General features: G+C 70.7%; 16 protein-coding genes and 1 riboswitch. Of the genes, 9 read left to right on the forward strand and 7 right to left on the reverse strand.

Annotated elements, in window-relative coordinates; all coding sequences use genetic code 11:
- Positions 1–186 precede the first annotated feature (186 nt).
- On the reverse strand, positions 187–969 hold the full coding sequence (locus ACZ41I_RS32880; protein WP_468515768.1) for a hypothetical protein: 783 nt from the start codon (positions 967–969) through the stop codon (positions 187–189).
- Between the two features lie 326 nt (positions 970–1295).
- On the opposite strand from ACZ41I_RS32880, the gene thrS reads away from it, so the two are divergent.
- Together thrS and ACZ41I_RS32890 are read left to right on the forward strand one after the other, a co-directional pair.
- Positions 1296–2510, forward strand: a complete 1215-nt coding sequence (gene thrS, locus ACZ41I_RS32885; RefSeq protein WP_468321189.1) for a threonine--tRNA ligase — start codon at positions 1296–1298, stop codon at positions 2508–2510.
- A gap of 82 nt (positions 2511–2592) precedes the next feature.
- A complete protein-coding gene (locus ACZ41I_RS32890) occupies positions 2593–3603 on the forward strand; it encodes a nucleoside hydrolase (RefSeq protein WP_468515769.1) in 1011 nt (336 codons plus the stop codon).
- On the opposite strand, the gene nicT is transcribed toward ACZ41I_RS32890, so the two are convergent.
- Positions 3600–4679, reverse strand: coding sequence for a Nickel transporter NicT (gene nicT, locus ACZ41I_RS32895; RefSeq protein ID WP_468515770.1), 1080 nt, complete (start codon positions 4677–4679; stop codon positions 3600–3602). The two genes, ACZ41I_RS32890 and nicT, sit on opposite strands and share 4 nt — an antisense overlap.
- Positions 4680–4708: 29 nt before the next feature.
- Positions 4709–4898, reverse strand: a riboswitch (cobalamin riboswitch).
- Positions 4899–4976: 78 nt separating this feature from the next.
- Between nicT and ACZ41I_RS32900 the strand changes: the two genes are divergently transcribed.
- Together ACZ41I_RS32900 and ACZ41I_RS32905 are read left to right on the forward strand one after the other, a co-directional pair.
- Positions 4977–5321 (forward strand): ArsR/SmtB family transcription factor, encoded by a 345-nt coding sequence (locus ACZ41I_RS32900; RefSeq protein WP_468515771.1) that lies wholly within the window; start codon positions 4977–4979, stop codon positions 5319–5321.
- A gap of 93 nt (positions 5322–5414) precedes the next feature.
- Positions 5415–7082 (forward strand): glycoside hydrolase family 13 protein, encoded by a 1668-nt coding sequence (locus ACZ41I_RS32905; RefSeq protein WP_363218183.1) that lies wholly within the window; start codon positions 5415–5417, stop codon positions 7080–7082.
- On the opposite strand, the gene ACZ41I_RS32910 is transcribed toward ACZ41I_RS32905, so the two are convergent.
- Complete coding sequence (locus ACZ41I_RS32910; RefSeq protein ID WP_399767231.1) at positions 7079–7795, reverse strand: DUF4142 domain-containing protein; 717 nt, start codon at positions 7793–7795, stop codon at positions 7079–7081. The genes ACZ41I_RS32905 and ACZ41I_RS32910 overlap by 4 nt on opposite strands.
- 276 nt (positions 7796–8071) lie before the next feature.
- On the opposite strand from ACZ41I_RS32910, the gene ACZ41I_RS32915 reads away from it, so the two are divergent.
- Positions 8072–8767 carry a DUF6445 family protein gene (locus ACZ41I_RS32915; protein WP_468515772.1) on the forward strand — a complete coding sequence of 232 codons (696 nt, stop codon included), beginning with the start codon at positions 8072–8074 and terminating at the stop codon, positions 8765–8767.
- A gap of 133 nt (positions 8768–8900) precedes the next feature.
- Positions 8901–9578 carry an HNH endonuclease family protein gene (locus ACZ41I_RS32920; RefSeq protein WP_468515773.1) on the forward strand — a complete coding sequence of 226 codons (678 nt, stop codon included), beginning with the start codon at positions 8901–8903 and terminating at the stop codon, positions 9576–9578.
- Between the two features lie 109 nt (positions 9579–9687).
- Here ACZ41I_RS32920 and ACZ41I_RS32925 read toward each other — a convergent pair whose 3' ends face one another.
- Entirely contained in the window at positions 9688–10032 is a 345-nt protein-coding gene (locus ACZ41I_RS32925; RefSeq protein ID WP_468515774.1) for a cytochrome C oxidase subunit I, read from the reverse strand.
- Positions 10029–11744 carry an aa3-type cytochrome oxidase subunit I gene (gene ctaD, locus ACZ41I_RS32930; RefSeq protein WP_468515775.1) on the reverse strand — a complete coding sequence of 572 codons (1716 nt, stop codon included), beginning with the start codon at positions 11742–11744 and terminating at the stop codon, positions 10029–10031. Before ctaD ends, ACZ41I_RS32925 begins: the two co-directional genes overlap by 4 nt.
- Positions 11745–12052: 308 nt before the next feature.
- Between ctaD and ACZ41I_RS32935 the strand changes: the two genes are divergently transcribed.
- A complete protein-coding gene (locus tag ACZ41I_RS32935) occupies positions 12053–12718 on the forward strand; it encodes an SDR family NAD(P)-dependent oxidoreductase (RefSeq protein ID WP_363215177.1) in 666 nt (221 codons plus the stop codon).
- Positions 12719–12801: 83 nt separating this feature from the next.
- Complete coding sequence (locus ACZ41I_RS32940; RefSeq protein ID WP_363215176.1) at positions 12802–13749, forward strand: MIP/aquaporin family protein; 948 nt, start codon at positions 12802–12804, stop codon at positions 13747–13749.
- A 7-nt stretch (positions 13750–13756) separates the two neighbouring features.
- Here the strand turns inward: ACZ41I_RS32940 and ACZ41I_RS32945 are convergent, their stop codons facing one another.
- A complete protein-coding gene (locus ACZ41I_RS32945) occupies positions 13757–14104 on the reverse strand; it encodes a winged helix-turn-helix domain-containing protein (RefSeq protein WP_399766426.1) in 348 nt (115 codons plus the stop codon).
- Positions 14101–14565 (reverse strand): hypothetical protein, encoded by a 465-nt coding sequence (locus ACZ41I_RS32950; protein WP_468515776.1) that lies wholly within the window; start codon positions 14563–14565, stop codon positions 14101–14103. Before ACZ41I_RS32950 ends, ACZ41I_RS32945 begins: the two co-directional genes overlap by 4 nt.
- A gap of 197 nt (positions 14566–14762) precedes the next feature.
- On the opposite strand from ACZ41I_RS32950, the gene ACZ41I_RS32955 reads away from it, so the two are divergent.
- On the forward strand, positions 14763–15629 hold the full coding sequence (locus ACZ41I_RS32955) for a GyrI-like domain-containing protein (RefSeq protein WP_468515777.1): 867 nt from the start codon (positions 14763–14765) through the stop codon (positions 15627–15629).

Consider the following 15629-nt stretch of genomic DNA (forward strand, 5'->3'; position numbering starts at 1 on the left):
TCGACACCGCGAATGGCCATTCATGGATCTGCTTGTCACTCGTTGTGCAGGTGGGCCCTGGACTGTCCGGGGGCGTCGCCAACGAGAAATCGCATGACCGACTATCTGAAAACGTGAATTCCTTTTGCAGGACGGCACATTCGGTCTGCTTTTTCTCCAGGCGGTTCCGCCTGGGCAGTCCGGGGGTCAGACCTGCGCCCGCCCCTGCCTGCGGACGTCCGCCAGGCGTAGCGCGCCGACCTGGACCGCGGCCTGGGTCACGTTGTTCGCCACGCCGCCCAGGCCGCCGTTGGTGAAGGCGAAGGCGTCCTCGCCGACCCGGACGGCGGCCAGGTCCAGCGAGAGCAGGCTCTCCTGCCCGTCCGGGGACAGGGCGGCGATGCTGATGCGCAGGCCCTGTCGGGCGTCGCCGACCTCCGGCAGCGGGGCGTCGGTGACCTGGACGTCCTCCAGGATCCCCAGTTCCGTGGTGGCGGTGAAGCGCGCGCACTGCGCCGGCATCGTCGCGAGCCACTTCAGCGCCGCGTCGACGTCGGAGGGACGCCGGGCGGCGATCTGGTAGCGCAGCTGCGCGTCGGTGTCGGCGTCGTCCAGACCGATGGCGACGCGGGCGGGACCGCCGAGGAGTTCGTCGGTGTAGAGGGCGTCCAGCAGCGGCTGGCAGTCGCCGGCCTCGGTGGTCGCCTTCAGCAGGCCGTCCCGCCAGGTGGCCGCACCGTCGGTCGGCGTCCAGGGGGCACCGAGGTCGGTCTCGGTGATGAGCGCGGCCTGTGCCTGTTCGTCGGTGAGGGTGGAGCCGTCGGCCCGCGCGGACGGTTTCGGCGCCGGGGCCGGCTTGTCGATCGTCGGGAGGGGCTGGGGCGCGGTCGCCGGGTGCTTCAGACCGAGCGCCGCGCAGCCGCCCAGGCCGAGAAGGCCGGCGACGGTGAGCCAGAGCGGGAGGCCACGGAGGCGTATCGCATCGATCATGTCAGAGGTGCCTCCTGGGCTGCGGCCGACGGGGTGCCTGCTCTCACGGCACCACCGCCCCGCCCGCCTCACCAGCGCTTGGGTCCGTCCGGGTGAGCGGCCCGCCGAAAACGCCTCGACCTGCGGCTTCACTGCCTGCTACGGTCGCCCCCATGCAGCGCGCCCAGCAGTGCCCGAAGAGCACGACGACGCCGGAGACCGTCCCGGCGCGCTGACACCTGACCAGCATCGAAGCCCCGGGGCGAACGCCCCGGGGCTTCTGGTTGTCACGGGGCGTTCGCCTCTCCCGCCTCTCCGACCGAGGAGTGACCCCCGTGAACGACCGTCTGCCCGACCACCGCCGGCTCGGCCGTGAGCTGGACCTGTTCGACACCGACCCGCTGATGGGCGCCGGCCTGCCGTACTGGCTGCCCGACGGCGCGGTCGTACGGCACACCCTGGAGGAGTACATCCGCGAAGCCGAACGCCGCGCCGGGTACCGGCACGTGTACTCGCCCGCGCTCGGCAAACGGGAGCTGTACGAGATCTCCGGGCACTGGGACCACTACAGCGACGACATGTACCCGCCGATGAAACTCGGTGCGGAGGAGGTCGTGCTCCGACCCAGCCTCTGCCCCCACCACGCCCTGATCTATCGCTCCCGTTCCCACAGCTACCGCGAACTGCCGCTCAGGATTGCCGAGTTGGGCGGCATGCACCGCGCCGAACTCTCCGGTGTCCTCGGCGGTCTGACCCGTGTCCGCGCCATCCAGCTCAACGACGCGCACATCTTCTGCACCCTGGACCAGGCGGTGGACGAGGCCCGCGCCGCGCTGGAGCTGATCGCCCGTGCCTACGCCGACCTCGGCATCGAGGCCGTACGGCACCGGCTGTCGCTGCCCGGGGAGGGCGGGAAGTACGTCGCCGATCCGGAACTGTGGCGCCGGGCCACCGAGCTGCTGCGGGAGGTCCTGGACGCGTCCGGCGTGGTGTACGAGGAGGCGGAGGGCGAGGCCGCCTTCTACGGTCCGAAGATCGACGTACAGATCGCCGATCCGGCCGGGCGTGAGTCCACCCTGTCCACCGTGCAGATCGACTTCCACCAGCCGGCCCGCTTCGACCTGCACTACATCGGCGCCGACGGTGCGAAGCACCGCCCGGTGATGGTGCACCGCAGCATCATCGGCAGCGTCGAGCGGGCCGTCGCCCACCTCGTCGAGGCGCACGCCGGCGCCTTCCCGGCCTGGCTGGCCCCCGTCCAGCTGATGGTCCTGCCGGTCGCCGAGGAGCAGGAGGAGCAGGCGGCGGCGGTCGTGCGGCAGGCCCTGCAGCTGGGGCTGCGGGCGGAGCTCGCCGGTCCGGCCGAGGGCACCCTGGGCGCCCGGATCCGGGCGGCCCGCCTGGTGCCGTACCAGGCCGTGATCGGCGCCCGTGAGGCCGGGGCGGGGCTGGCCGCGGTACGCCTGCGGGACGGCCGCCGCCCCGGGGCGCTGCCGGTGCCGGACCTGCTGGCCGCGATCAGCGCCCGGGTGGCCGCACGCGGCACCGCGCTGTGGGACTGATCGCGGTCGGACCCGGCGTCATGGGGCCGATCACCGGGTGCTGATCTAGGGTTTGAGCGTCGGCACGACGAAGGAGCCCGCTGTGACCGGTCAGCCCATCCCCGTGATCATCGACTGCGACACCGGCGTCGACGACGCCCTGGCCCTGCTGCTCGCCGTACGCCACCCCGGCCTGGACCTGCGGGCCGTGACCTGCGTGGCCGGGAACACGGACGTCGACGGTGTGGTCCGCAACACCCTGACCGTGCTGGAGCAGGCGGGCGCCCCGGACATCCCGGTGGGCCGGGGCGCCGAACGCCCGCTGATCGAACCCGCCCGCTCGGCCCGGCATGTGCACGGCTCGGACGGCATGGGCGACCTCGGCCTGCCCGCGCCGACCCGCACCCCCGTCGACCTCGACGCGGTCGCCCTGCTGCGCCGTGAGATCCTCGCCTCCCCCCGCCCGGTCACCCTCATCCCCACCGCACCGCTCACCAACATCGCCCTGCTGCTGCGCACCCACCCCGAGGTGACCCGCAACATCGAGCGGATCGTCTTCATGGGCGGCGCGGTCGCCGTCGGGAACGCCACGCCGGTCGCCGAGTTCAACGTCTGGCACGACCCGGAGGCGGCGGCGATCCTGCTCACCGCCGGGGTGCCGATCACCATGTACGGCCTGGACGTCTTCATGCAGGTCGTCGTCGACGCCCCGGACGTCCACCGGCTGCGCACGAGCAGCGACCCCGGCACCCGGCTGGCCGGCGAACTCCTCGCGCACCGGCCGACCACACAGGGAGAGGCCCCGGAGGCGGAGGAGGCGGGCGGCCTCGGCGACGCGGGCGCGGTGTGCGCGGTCGCCGACCCGGCCGGCATCACCACCCGGCTCCTGCCCGTCGAGGTCTGCCTGGCCCCGGGCCCGACCCGGGGCCAGACGATCGTCGACCGCCGCCCCCGCCCCGGCGAGTCCGAGATCCACGAGGGCAAGCGCGAACACGCCCTGGTGGACGTGGCTTTGCAGGTCGACGTGGACCGGTACGTGAAGCTGTACCTGGAGACCGTGGAGCGCCAGGGGGTGGCGTTCGGATCATCCCGGCGTCCGAACGACACCCCCTAATCGGCGGCGGGCTTCGCCGTCCAGCGTTCCTCCACCCGCGCGACGCGCCAGTACGACAGTGCCGCCGCCCACACCACCACGAACAGGCCGACGATGAGATAGCCGACGTTGTCCAGGTCGAGTCCGGCGATCCAGCCCGTGACGCCGTCGTGCAGACCGAACTTCTCGTGCAGGACCCCGACCAGCTCGATCGTGCCGATGACGAAGGCGACCGCGATGGACAGGCCGGTGATGGCGAGGTTGTAGAAGACCTTGCGGACGGGGTTGGAGAACGCCCACTGGTAGGCGAAGTTCATGAAGGTGCCGTCGAGGGTGTCGAACAGGCTCATGCCGGCGGCGAAGAGCAGCGGCAGGCAGAGGACCGCGTACCAGGGCAGGCCGGCGGCGGCGCCCGAACCGGCCATCACCATCAGCGTGACTTCGGTGGCCGTGTCGAAGCCGAGCCCGAAGAGGAAACCGAGCGGGAACATCTGGCCGGGCCGGCTGATCGATTTGGTGAGGCGGCCGAGGATCCGGTTCATGAAACCGCGCGAGTCCAGGTGCTGTTCGAGCTCCCGCTCGTCGTACGCCCCGCCGCGCATCGCGCGGAAGACCCTGAGGATGCCCACCAGAGCGACCAGGTTCAGGGCCGCGATGAGGTAGAGGAACGTGCCGGAGATCGTCGTTCCCAGGAACCCGAGCACCTGGTGGGTCCGCGAGTGCTCGTCCATCACCTTGCCGGCGAGCTGCGTACCGCCGGCGATCAGCACCGCCAGCACGACCACCACGCTGGAGTGCCCCAGCGCGAACCAGAACCCCACCGACACCGGCCGCTTCCCGTCGGCCATCAGCTTGCGTGTGGTGTTGTCGATCGCGGCGATGTGGTCGGCGTCGAACGCGTGCCGCATGCCCAGGGTGTAGGCGGTGATGCCAAGGCCGATCCCGAAGACGTCGGTGCCGACCCTGTAGTGCTCGGGCACGACCAGCAGGAAGAGGATCCCGAAGGCGACGACGTGCAGGGCGACGATCACCGCCAGCAGTCCCGCCGTCTTCAGGGTGTCCTCGCGCCGCCAGCGGAAGGGAGCAGCATCGGCCATCGGGTTCACGCTCCAGCACCTCGTGGATCACTTCGTGAGCTGCCGTGGCCGGTCTCCTGGCTTACGGGGTGGTGCGCTCTTCGGTCCCTGCCTTCCCAGCCGTACGACCGACCAGTGGCCCGGCTGCTGCCGGACGGGACCGGAACTCCCCGGTCACAGTGGCGAGGGCCGCGTCGACTTCTCATCGACTTCCCGAGCACCACGGCCCGCCCACCGTACGGGCGGGAGCGGTGCACTGCATAGCTGCGCACCCGTGCAGGTATTCAAGATCACAGAGCCACCTGCGAGGATGACGCCATGCATCTCGTGCCTGCCGACCGAGCCGACCGGCGCACCATCGACGGTCACCGGGTGTGCGAGGCGATCGCCGCCATCGGTGACGCGGACCGGGTGCGCACCTGGGCCGGCCGCTTCTCGCTGCTGGCCGACGCCAACCGGCTCGCCCTGCTCCTCGCCCTGCACCGCACCGGCCCGCTCGCCGTCTCCGACCTGGCCGTGGCCACCGGAATGAACGATCCCGCCGTCTCCCAGGCCCTGCGGCTGCTGCGGGCGGCGGGCGTCGTGGCCGGGGAGAAACAGGGACGGGTGGTGCGCTACCGCGTGGTGGACGCCGAGCTGCGCGCGGTGCTGGACCTCTGCTGAGGTGCTCTCCTCGGCCCCCCATGCGAAGGTTCCCTTTCCGGGTCATGTGGACAGATTTGTACTGTCGTCCACCTCCCCCTGAAGGGATCCCGTATGGCCCCTGTGGCAGACCGCTCCCCGGACCTCTCCTCCAAGAACCCCGACTGGTGGCGTCAGGCCGTCATCTACCAGGTCTACCCCCGCAGTTTCGCCGACGCGGACGGCGACGGCCTCGGCGACCTGCGCGGCATCACCCAGCGCCTGAGCCACGTCGCCGGCCTCGGTGCCGACGCCCTGTGGCTGAGCCCCTTCTACCCGTCGGAGCTGGCCGACGGAGGCTACGACGTCGCCGACCACCGGGACGTCGATCCCCGCCTCGGCACCCTGGACGACTTCGACGCCCTGGTGGGCGAGGCCCACCGGCTCGGCCTGAAGGTCGTCGTCGACATCGTCCCGAACCACACCTCGCATCTGCACCCCTGGTTCCAGGAGGCCCTGCGCTCCGCCCCCGGCTCCCCGGCCCGCGGCCGCTATGTCTTCCGCCCCGGCCGGGGCGTGCACGGCGAACTGCCGCCCAGCGACTGGCAGTCCGTGTTCGGCGGCAGCGCATGGAAGCGCGTCCCGGACGGCGAGTGGTACCTCCACCTCTTCGCTCCCGAACAGCCCGACCTCAACTGGGACAACGAGGAGGTCCGCGCCGACTTCCGCACCACCCTGCGGTTCTGGTCCGACCGGGGCGTCGACGGTTTCCGCATCGACGTCGCCCACGGGCTGGCCAAGGACCTCACCGAGCCGCTGCGGGACATCGGGGACCTCGGTGCCACCGGCGAGGCGGCCCTGCCGCACGTCCCGCCGGGCAGCCACCCGTACTGGGACCGCGACGAGGTTCACGAGATCTACCGCGACTGGCGCAAGATCCTCGACGCCTACAGCCCGCCGCGCACCGCCGTCGCCGAGGCCTGGGTCCCGGGCGCCCGCCGTGCCCTGTACGCCCGCCCCGATGAACTCGACCAGGCCTTCAACTTCGAGTACCTGGAGACCGGCTGGGACGCGGAGGAGCTGCGGCAGGTCATCACCGACTCCCTCGCCACCGCCCGGGCCGCCGGCGCCTCCGCCACCTGGGTGCTGTCCAATCACGATGTCGTACGGCACGCCTCCCGCCTGATGCTGCCGCCCGGCACCGACCCGGCGGCCTGGCTGCTGTCCGGCGGCACGGCGCCCGCGATCGACACCGGGGCGGGCCTGCGCCGGGCCCGCGCCGCGACCCTCCTCATGCTCGCGCTGCCCGGATCCTCGTACCTCTACCAGGGCGAGGAACTCGGTCTGCCGGAGGTCGCCGACCTGCCCGCCGCGGTCCTCCAGGACCCGATCTGGGAGCAGACCGGCCATGTCCGCAAGGGCCGCGACGGCTGCCGGGTGCCGCTGCCGTGGACGCGGAGCGGACCGTCGTACGGCTTCGGGCGCGGCGCGGCCTGGCTGCCGCAGCCGGCGTCCTTCGCGTCGTACGCCGTCGAGGCGCAGACGGGGGCCGAGGGCTCGACCCTGGAGCTGTACCGCACCGCCCTGCGGCTGCGCCGCAAGCTGCTGGAGGGCGAGACGCTGACCTGGACACCGGACGCGCCCGCCGGCGTACTGGACTTCACCCGCTCGGACACCTGGCGCTGCGTCACGAACCTCACCGCCGACCCGGTGCGGCTGCCGCCCGGGGAGGTGCTGCTGGCCAGTACGCCGCTCGACGGGAACGCGAACCTCCCGCCGGACACGACGGTCTGGCTGGCCTAACCGACGGTCGGGCTCGGGCTCGGTCCCGAGCCCGTGATGCCGTTGATGTCGACGGGTGTGGAGGTGGGGCTCGGGGGCGGGGTGAGGACCACCTCCGGCTGGCCGGCGGCCGGGGGCGGCGGGGTCAGGTCGGAGTCGGGCAGCTTGGGCGGGGTCGTCTGCTGGAACAGGGTCTGGTCGAAGTCGACCAGGCCCGTCTTCTCCATCACCGTCATGTGGTCCAGAACCGTGTTGTTGGCCTGGTCGGCGAGGGCGCGCACCAGCGCGTTCTTGGTGGTCGACCGGATCTTGGAGATGGTGTTGAAGATCGAACCGTGCGTCATCCGCAGGATGTTGGCGAAGTCGCTGTCGAACTTCTTGCCGCTGTCCGCCTTCAGCTGGCTGACGAAGCCCTGCTGCTGGGGACTGGGCAGGTTGGGCAGCGTGATGTTCAGCATCGGCGCGATCTTGCGGCAGGTGATGTCCAGCGCCGCGTGCCCGTCGACCAGGTGCTTGCTGGCCGTGATGACCGCCGGAGTGGTGCCCTTCTGCAGCCCGATCTGGCCCACCGGGTACTCCCACAGACCGGCCGCCCGCACCTTCACCACGAAGTCCCGGTCCTGCTCGGTGAGCGGTCCCCACTGGGTGTTGGCGATGATGCGGTCCTGGGCGGTGGTGACCTTGTTCAGGCCGAGCATGCTCGGATAGGCCAGGGCCACGAGGGTCATGGCCATCGCACCGCCCACGAAGAGGGTTCCCGTCGCGTTCCGCGAAAAGCGCACCGTGCCTCCTGCCCGGTCGTGGATCCGCCCACGGTGACGGCGTGGGGCGGTTCGGACGCACAGCAGTACGTACGGGGAAGCGATTCGTCTCGGTGGTTCGGGTAAAAACTCCCGGACGGCCAGGTCCGGTTGCCGATTGCCATGTGTTGGTGTGCATGACACATGGTTGGTCAAACGTTGACCGGTCTCCGGGAGAAAGCAGCCGAAACACGGTCCTAGATTCGCCGCATGTCCCCGCAGCCCCCGCCCCGCACGCCCGCCGCCCGCACGCCCCTCCCCGTCCTCCCCTACCGCAAGCCCACCAGGGGCCGCGACTACTGGGTCCTGGACGACGCCCTGCCCGAGATCGACGCCGTACGGGAGCGGTGCCTGGCCAAGGACGACTGGGTCAAGGGCTACCCGTACACCTCGGAGACCTGGCCCGGCCTGCGCGCCATGCCCGGGCTGGAGCCGCCCGAACTCGCCCATGTCGAGCGTCTGGTGAAGAAGGCCACCGGGGCGAAGGAACTCTGGGTGCAGCAGGCGCCCGGCGGCGGCACGCTGAACCACAACTGCGTCCAGGTGGTCGGCGAGGGCGAGAGCGAGCCCCGCCCGCACACCGACTCCCGCGCCCTGTGCCGGTACGCGGCCGTGCTGTATCTGAATCCCGGCGTCCCCAAGGACTGCGGCACCGCCTTCTACCGCCAGTCACTGCCCGGCGGCCGGCTCGGCGGCAACATCGTCCAGGCCCCGCACAACAACCTCGTCGAGGCCCTGGGAACCCGTTTCGTGCCCGGCGACCACTTCGAGGAAGACGTCCGCGTCCCGCACAAGTACAACCGCCTGCTCCTCTACAACGCCAACCTGGTGCACAGCGCGACCCGTTACCACGGCACGACGCTGGAGGAGAAACGGATGACGGCGGTGTTCTTCTGGATGGCATGAGGCGTCTGCCCTGACGGGCTTCCCCCATCGGGGGGTCCTTGGCACACCTGTACGGTGAACAGTGGCGTCCATGTGGCTCATTCATTCGAGTCGAATCCCTCGAACGAGGTAGCCGGCGTCAACTCTGCTTGACGTGATCAAGAACCTCAGATGGGCCGCCCTCGCGGTCGCACTCCTTGTCGTGCCCTTCATGGCACCCACTCCGGCCCAGGCGCAGAGCCGTTCCGCCGTGACGTACATCGTCCCGGTCGCGGCGGCGGTTCACGCACTCCCCGTCGCCGCAGAGGTGCGGACCGGGTATCAGCGCACCAGCTTCAAGCACTGGAACGCGGGCAAGAACCCGACCGACGGCTGCAACACGCGAGCCGAGGTGCTTCTCGCGGAGGCGGTCGACCCGCCCCTGGTCCTTCCGGGGTGCAAGCTGTCCGGAGGGCGCTGGTGGTCGTACTACGACGCCAAGTGGATCACCTCGGCCGCCGCCCTGGACGTCGACCACATGGTGCCGCTGGCCGAAGCCTGGGACTCCGGGGCGTCGCAGTGGACGGCGGAGCGGCGCGAGGCCTATGCGAACGACCTGGACGTCCCGACCTCACTCGTCGCCGTGTCGGCGGCCTCGAACCGCAGCAAGGCCGACCAGGACCCGGCCGAGTGGCTGCCGCCGGCAGTCGACGTCGTGTGCCGGTACGTCTCCGAATGGGTCGGCACCAAACTCCGCTGGGGACTCACCGCGGACGCCGTCGAACTCGAAGCGCTCAACCAGCTCGCGGAGGCGTGCCCCGATACGACCGTGACCTACCAGCCCGCTCCCTGAACCCCGACGGGCCCCGGAACGATCCGGGGCCCCTCGCCCGTGCGAACCCGGAGCGCACCGTGGGGCTCCTCGGCGGGCAGCAGCACCTCCGCCGTTGCACCGCTTCCCGTCACAGCGCCAGCAGCAGGGCCACCAGCGCCGTGCAGCCCGCGCACACCGCCAGCGTGACGCCCACGCAGCGCCGGCGCAGTTCCTGGTAGCGGTGCTCGTACTCGGTGCGCAGGGACGCGCAGCGGGCTGCGATCCGTTCCAGGTCGGTCCGGGCCCGGCGCAGGCTGTCGGCGACGTACCGCCGCTCGATCTCCTCGCGCTGCCCGCTCGTCAGCCACTCCAGGGGCCCGGTGAACTCCCGGGCGCGCTGCTCCGCCTCGGCGATCCGGGCCTGCCAGAGCAGGTAGCCCTCCACCTCGTTGGCCAGGGCGCCGTCGGAGCTCTGCCGGGGCGGACCGGTCATCCCTGGCCCCGGTCGGGCCGTGCCGGGATCGCGGCCGCCTCGTGCTCGCTCATCGCGATGTCGGGGTGGTGCAGGTCGAACGCCGGGGACTCGCTGCGGATCCGCGGCAGGGTGACGAAGTTGTGCCGCGGCGGCGGGCAGGAGGTCGCCCACTCCAGCGAACGCCCGAAGCCCCACGGGTCGTCCACGCCGACCGGCTCCCCGTACCGGGCCGTCTTCCAGACGTTGTAGAGGAACGGCAGCATCGACAGGCCGAGCAGGAACGAGCTGATCGTCGAGACCGTGTTCAGGGCGGTGAAGCCGTCGGCCGCCAGGTAGTCGGCGTAGCGGCGCGGCATGCCGTTCGCGCCCAGCCAGTGCTGGACGAGGAAGGTGCCGTGGAAGCCGATGAACAGCGTCCAGAAGCACATCTTGCCGAGCCGCTCGTCGAGCATCTTGCCGGTGAACTTGGGCCACCAGAAGTGGAATCCGGCGAACATGGCGAACACGACCGTGCCGAAGACCACGTAGTGGAAGTGCGCCACCACGAAGTACGAGTCGGAGACGTGGAAGTCCATTGGCGGCGAGGCCAGGATGACACCGGTCAGGCCGCCGAAGAGGAACGTCACCAGGAAGCCCGCGGCCCAGAGCATCGGTGTCTCGAAGGACAGGGACCCCTGCCACATGGTGCCGATCCAGTTGAAGAACTTCACCCCGGTCGGCACGGCGATCAGGAAGGTCATGAAGGCGAAGAAGGGGAGGAGGACGCCCCCCGTGACGTACATGTGGTGGGCCCACACGGTCACGGACAGACCGGCGATCGCGATGGTCGCGGCGACCAGTCCCATGTAACCGAAGATCGGCTTTCGGGCGAAGACCGGGATGATCTCGGTGACGATGCCGAAGAACGGCAGCGCGATGATGTACACCTCGGGATGGCCGAAGAACCAGAACAGGTGCTGCCACAGCAGCACACCGCCGTTGGCCGCGTCGAAGACATGGGCGCCGAACTGGCGGTCCGCCTCCAGGGCGAACAGCGCGGCGGCCAGGACCGGGAAGGCGAGCAGGACCAGGACACCGGTCAGCAGCACGTTCCACACGAAGATCGGCATCCGGAACATGGTCAGGCCCGGGGCGCGCATGCAGATGATCGTGGTGATGAAGTTGACCGAGCCGAGGATGGTGCCGAAGCCGGAGAAGGCCAGACCCATGATCCACATGTCGCCGCCGACGCCCGGTGAGCGGATCGCGTCCGTCAGCGGGGAGTAGGCGAACCAGCCGAAGTCGGCCGCGCCGTCCGGGGTGAGGAAGCCGCCCACCGCGATGACCGAGCCGAACAGGTACAGCCAGTAGGCGAACATGTTCAGCCGCGGGAACGCCACGTCGGGCGCGCCGATCTGCAGCGGCATGATCCAGTTCGTGAAGCCGGCGAACAGCGGGGTGGCGAACATCAGCAGCATCACAGTGCCGTGCATCGTGAACAGCTGGTTGAACTGCTCGTTCGAGATGATCTGCAGGCCCGGACGGGCCAGTTCGGCCCGCATGATCAGCGCCATCACGCCGCCGATCAGGAAGAACGCGAACGACGTCGCCAGATAGAGCGTGCCGATCGTCTTGTGGTCGGTGGTCGTCAGCCACTTCACCACGACACTGCCGGGCCGCCTGCCCCTGACCGGCACCTCGCTCTCGTACGCCTCCTCGGCGGCGCCATGGGGTTCGTTGAGGATGCTCACTGGTCGTCTGTCTCCTGATGCTCGCGGGCCGCGCACGCCATGACATCGGCTACTCGCCATCCTTGCTGCGCGGTGCCGCGCTCGACGCCCTGAGCGGCCGACGCGCGGCCGATCGCGTGACGGATGCACACGGACGGCGCAATCCGGCCACCCCCGGCCGGCCGTTGTCGCCGCGTTCGAGATGCGTCCCGGGTGATCCGGTTGAAGACTCGGGGATTATGACCTGTCCAGGATGCGCAGGGTCGAGGATCCTTACTCGCCGCATGTTGCGCAGGCACTGATCAAGACTTCCCGAGTGGTGAACACGGATGAGCAGCATCGCCGTCGTGGGGGCCGGGCCGGGGCTCGGAGCCGCTGTCGCGCGGCGGTTCGGGCGGGAGGGGTTCGATGTCGCCCTCTTCGCCCGGAACCGGGAACGGCTCGACGCGCTGGTGCGGGAGCTCGGCGGGAGCGGGATCGGCGCCCGGGGGTTCGTCGCCGACGTGCGCAGGCCGGAGGAGCTGGCCGGAGCACTGGAGCGGGCGGCGGGCGAGGTGGGGACCGTCGAGGTGCTGCAGTACAGCCCGGTGCCGCACCGGGACTTCATGCGGCCCGTGCTGGAGACCGGGCCGCGCGATCTCGTCGGGCCGGTCGAGTTCTCCGTGTACGGGCCCGTCGCGGCCGTGCAGCAGGTGCTGCCGGGGATGCGCCGGCTGGGGCGCGGGACGATCCTCTTCGTCAACGGCGGGACCGCCGTCGTACCGCACACCGAGCGGGCCGGGACGTCGATCGCGTTCGCCGCGGAGACCGCCTACGGCCATCTGCTGCACGAACGGCTGGCGGGGGAGGGGATACACGTCGCGCAGCTGGTGATTCCGGGGGCGATCACTCCGGGGCATGCGCGCAAGGACCCGGCGGTGCTCGCGGAGACGCTGTGGGGCATGCACCGGGACCGGCACGGGTTCCGGCACTTCGCCGACGATCTGGACGGCTGACGGCGTTCGGTCAACCTGCGAGGTGAGGGTTTGTAGGCCAATATGGTGATGTTGGCCGTATTGCTCTCTGCAAGGGGGCCTCCATGGCTGTCGAAATCCCTGCGCTCATCAAGCCGTCCCGGCTCAGAGGCCGGGGAGGGCTGCTGGGCGAGTGTCTCGCCGAGTTCCTCGGGACCTTCGTGCTCATCTCCTTCGGCTGCGGTGTGGTCGCGACGGCGGTCGCCGCACTGCCCGGCTCGGGCCGTGCCGCCACCCCCACGACGATCTTCCTCGCGGCCGGCGACTGGCTGCTGATCACCTGGGGCTGGGCCTTCGCCGTCGTCTTCGGCGTCTACGTCGGCGGCGGCGTGAGCGGTGCCCATCTGAACCCGGCGGTGACGCTGGCCATGGCCGTGCGCCGCGGCTTCTCCTGGGCCAAGGTCCTGCCGTACTGGTTCTCGCAGGTCGTCGGCGCGCTCACCGGTGCGGCGCTCGTCTACCTCGTGTACCACCAAGCGATCCACGCCTTCGACGCCGCCGCGACGGGCCCGAAGGTGAACGGGCACACCAACGCCACCTTCTCCATCTTCGCCACCTTCCCGGCGCCGTACTTCCACGGCGGCTACTGGGGTCCGCTGGTCGACCAGATCGTCGGCACGGCCTTCCTGCTCATGCTGATCGCCGCCGTCATCGACCTGCGCAACCAGGCGGTGAAGGCCAACCTGGGGCCGCTGGTCGTGGGCTTCGTCGTGGCCGCCATCGGCATGTCCTACGGCGCCAACGCGGGCTACGCGATCAATCCGGCCCGTGACTTCGGGCCGCGCCTGTTCACCTATGCGGCGGGGTGGAACGGCCTGGCTTTCCCGGGCAGTGTGCCGGGGTCGTTCAGCGCCTACTGGTGGATCCCGATCGTCGGCCCGCTGATCGGCGGTGTCGTCGGCATCCTGGTGTACGACCTCTTCATCGGCGACGTCCTGCTCGTCCGGGCGGAGCTGGCCGAGCTGCCCGAGCCGGGGCGCACCCGCCCGGTGGTTGAGACCGACGAGGAGTGAGCGGGGCTCAGCCGCAGCCGCCGCCGTCCGCCTCGGTGGCCGCCCGGCGGGCCGTCGCCGCGATGTCCTCCAGCGCCGCCAGATGGCGGGCAAGCGCCCTGCGGCCGGTGAGCGTGAGCCCGGCCCAGGTGCGCGGGCGCTTGCCGAGGTACCCCTTGCGGATGCTGACGTAGCCCGTCTTCTCCAGCGCGGAGAGGGTCTTGCTCAGCGTGGAGTCGGAGACCTGGCAGTAGTCCCGCAGGACGGCGAACTCCGCCTCGCCGCACGCCGAGAGGTAGGCGGCGAGGGCCAGCCGGGTCGGGTGGTGCAGTTCGCGGTCCAGCGCGGGGGGCGCGCCGCCGGTGGGGCCGGTCATGCGGTGCGGCCCTGCCGGATCCCGCGCAGGACGTAGTCCGTGCCGGAAGCCAGGCCGATGCCGACGAGCCACCCCGTGGTGCCGTACGGGATCGCGGCCAGCAGGCCGACGGTCACGGGAATGAACGGCACCACCCAGGCCTGCCAGGCCGGACGGCCGGGCCGGCGGTCCCGGTTGAACCAGCGGGTCACTCCGCCGTGGTGCGCGCCGAGCCACAGCAGCACGAGGAAGGCGCCCAGGCACACCACGGCGGCGGCCACCAGCCAGTCCCCCCATCGCGGCCACTGCTCGGCCAGGCCCAGTGCGGTGAAGCCGGCCGCACACGTCAGACCCTGGCCCATCGCGTAACCGAGAGGCCGGCCGCGCTCGCCCGCCTCGCGGGCCGCCGTCCGTGCGGCGCAGGCGGCGGCAAGCGCGGCCCGCGCCTGCCGGGCGTCCATGGGGTCCCCCGTGCTGTCCATGTGTGTCCCTTCGACGGTGGGGCGGGCAGAGGCGGTGGTCGGCCGCCTCTCCTTCGTACCCGTAAGCATGGACAGTACTTTCCATAAATGCAAGTACTTTCGGAGCCCGTCGAACCCGACCGCGTCGGGCACGGGATGTCGGGTGCGGCAGGGTGGTCCCTTCCTAACGTTGGTGATCGAAAGGGAAGGGGACCGGGATGCTGGAGCGGCTCAACCAGGCCATGGAGCACATCGAGTCGCATCTCGACCGGCCGATCGACGTGGCCGAGCTCGCGCGGATGACAGCGATGTCGGAGTACCACTTCCGTCGGCTGTTCTCCGCGCTGGCCGGCGTCCCGCTGTCGGAGTACATCCGCCGCAGACGGCTGACCGTGGCGGGCGCCGAGGTGCTCGCCGGTGAACGGACGCTGCTGGACGTCGCCGTGCGCTACGGCTACGGCTCGGGAGAAGCCTTCGCCCGTGCGTTCCGGGCCGTCCACGGTGTGGGTCCGGGCGAGGCCCGGCGGACCGGTGCGGCTCTGCACTCCCAGCCCCGGATGTCCTTCCGGCTCATCATTGAAGGGAGCAGCAGTATGCGATACAGGATCGTGGACAAGGACGAGTTCCGTGTGGTCGGCAAGAAGGCCCGTGTCCCGCTCGTCCACGAGGGGGTCAACCCGGCGATAGCCGAGTTCGTCCGCGGCATCGGCCCCGAGACGCTGGCGCGTATCACGGCGCTGTCCGACCAGGAGCCGGCGGGGATCGTCGGCGTGAGCGACCAGCTCGATCCGAGCCGGGCGGAGGGGACCGAACTCGACTACTACCAGGGTGTGGTGACGAGCGCCGAAGCGCCCGAGGACATGGACGTCCTTGCCGTCCCGGCCGGGACGTGGGCCGTCTTCGAGAACTCCGGCCCGTTCCCGCAGGCGCTCCAGCACCTGTGGCGGGACGTGTTCATGCAGTGGTTCCCCTCGAACCCCTACCAGAGCAGGCCGGGACCCGAGATCCTCCAGGTGAGCGTGGCACAGGACGGGACACAGGCGGACGCGAAGCTGTGGATTCCCGTGGAACGGGCCGCCGCCTGA

Source organism: Streptomyces sp. NPDC030799, assembly GCF_055572255.1.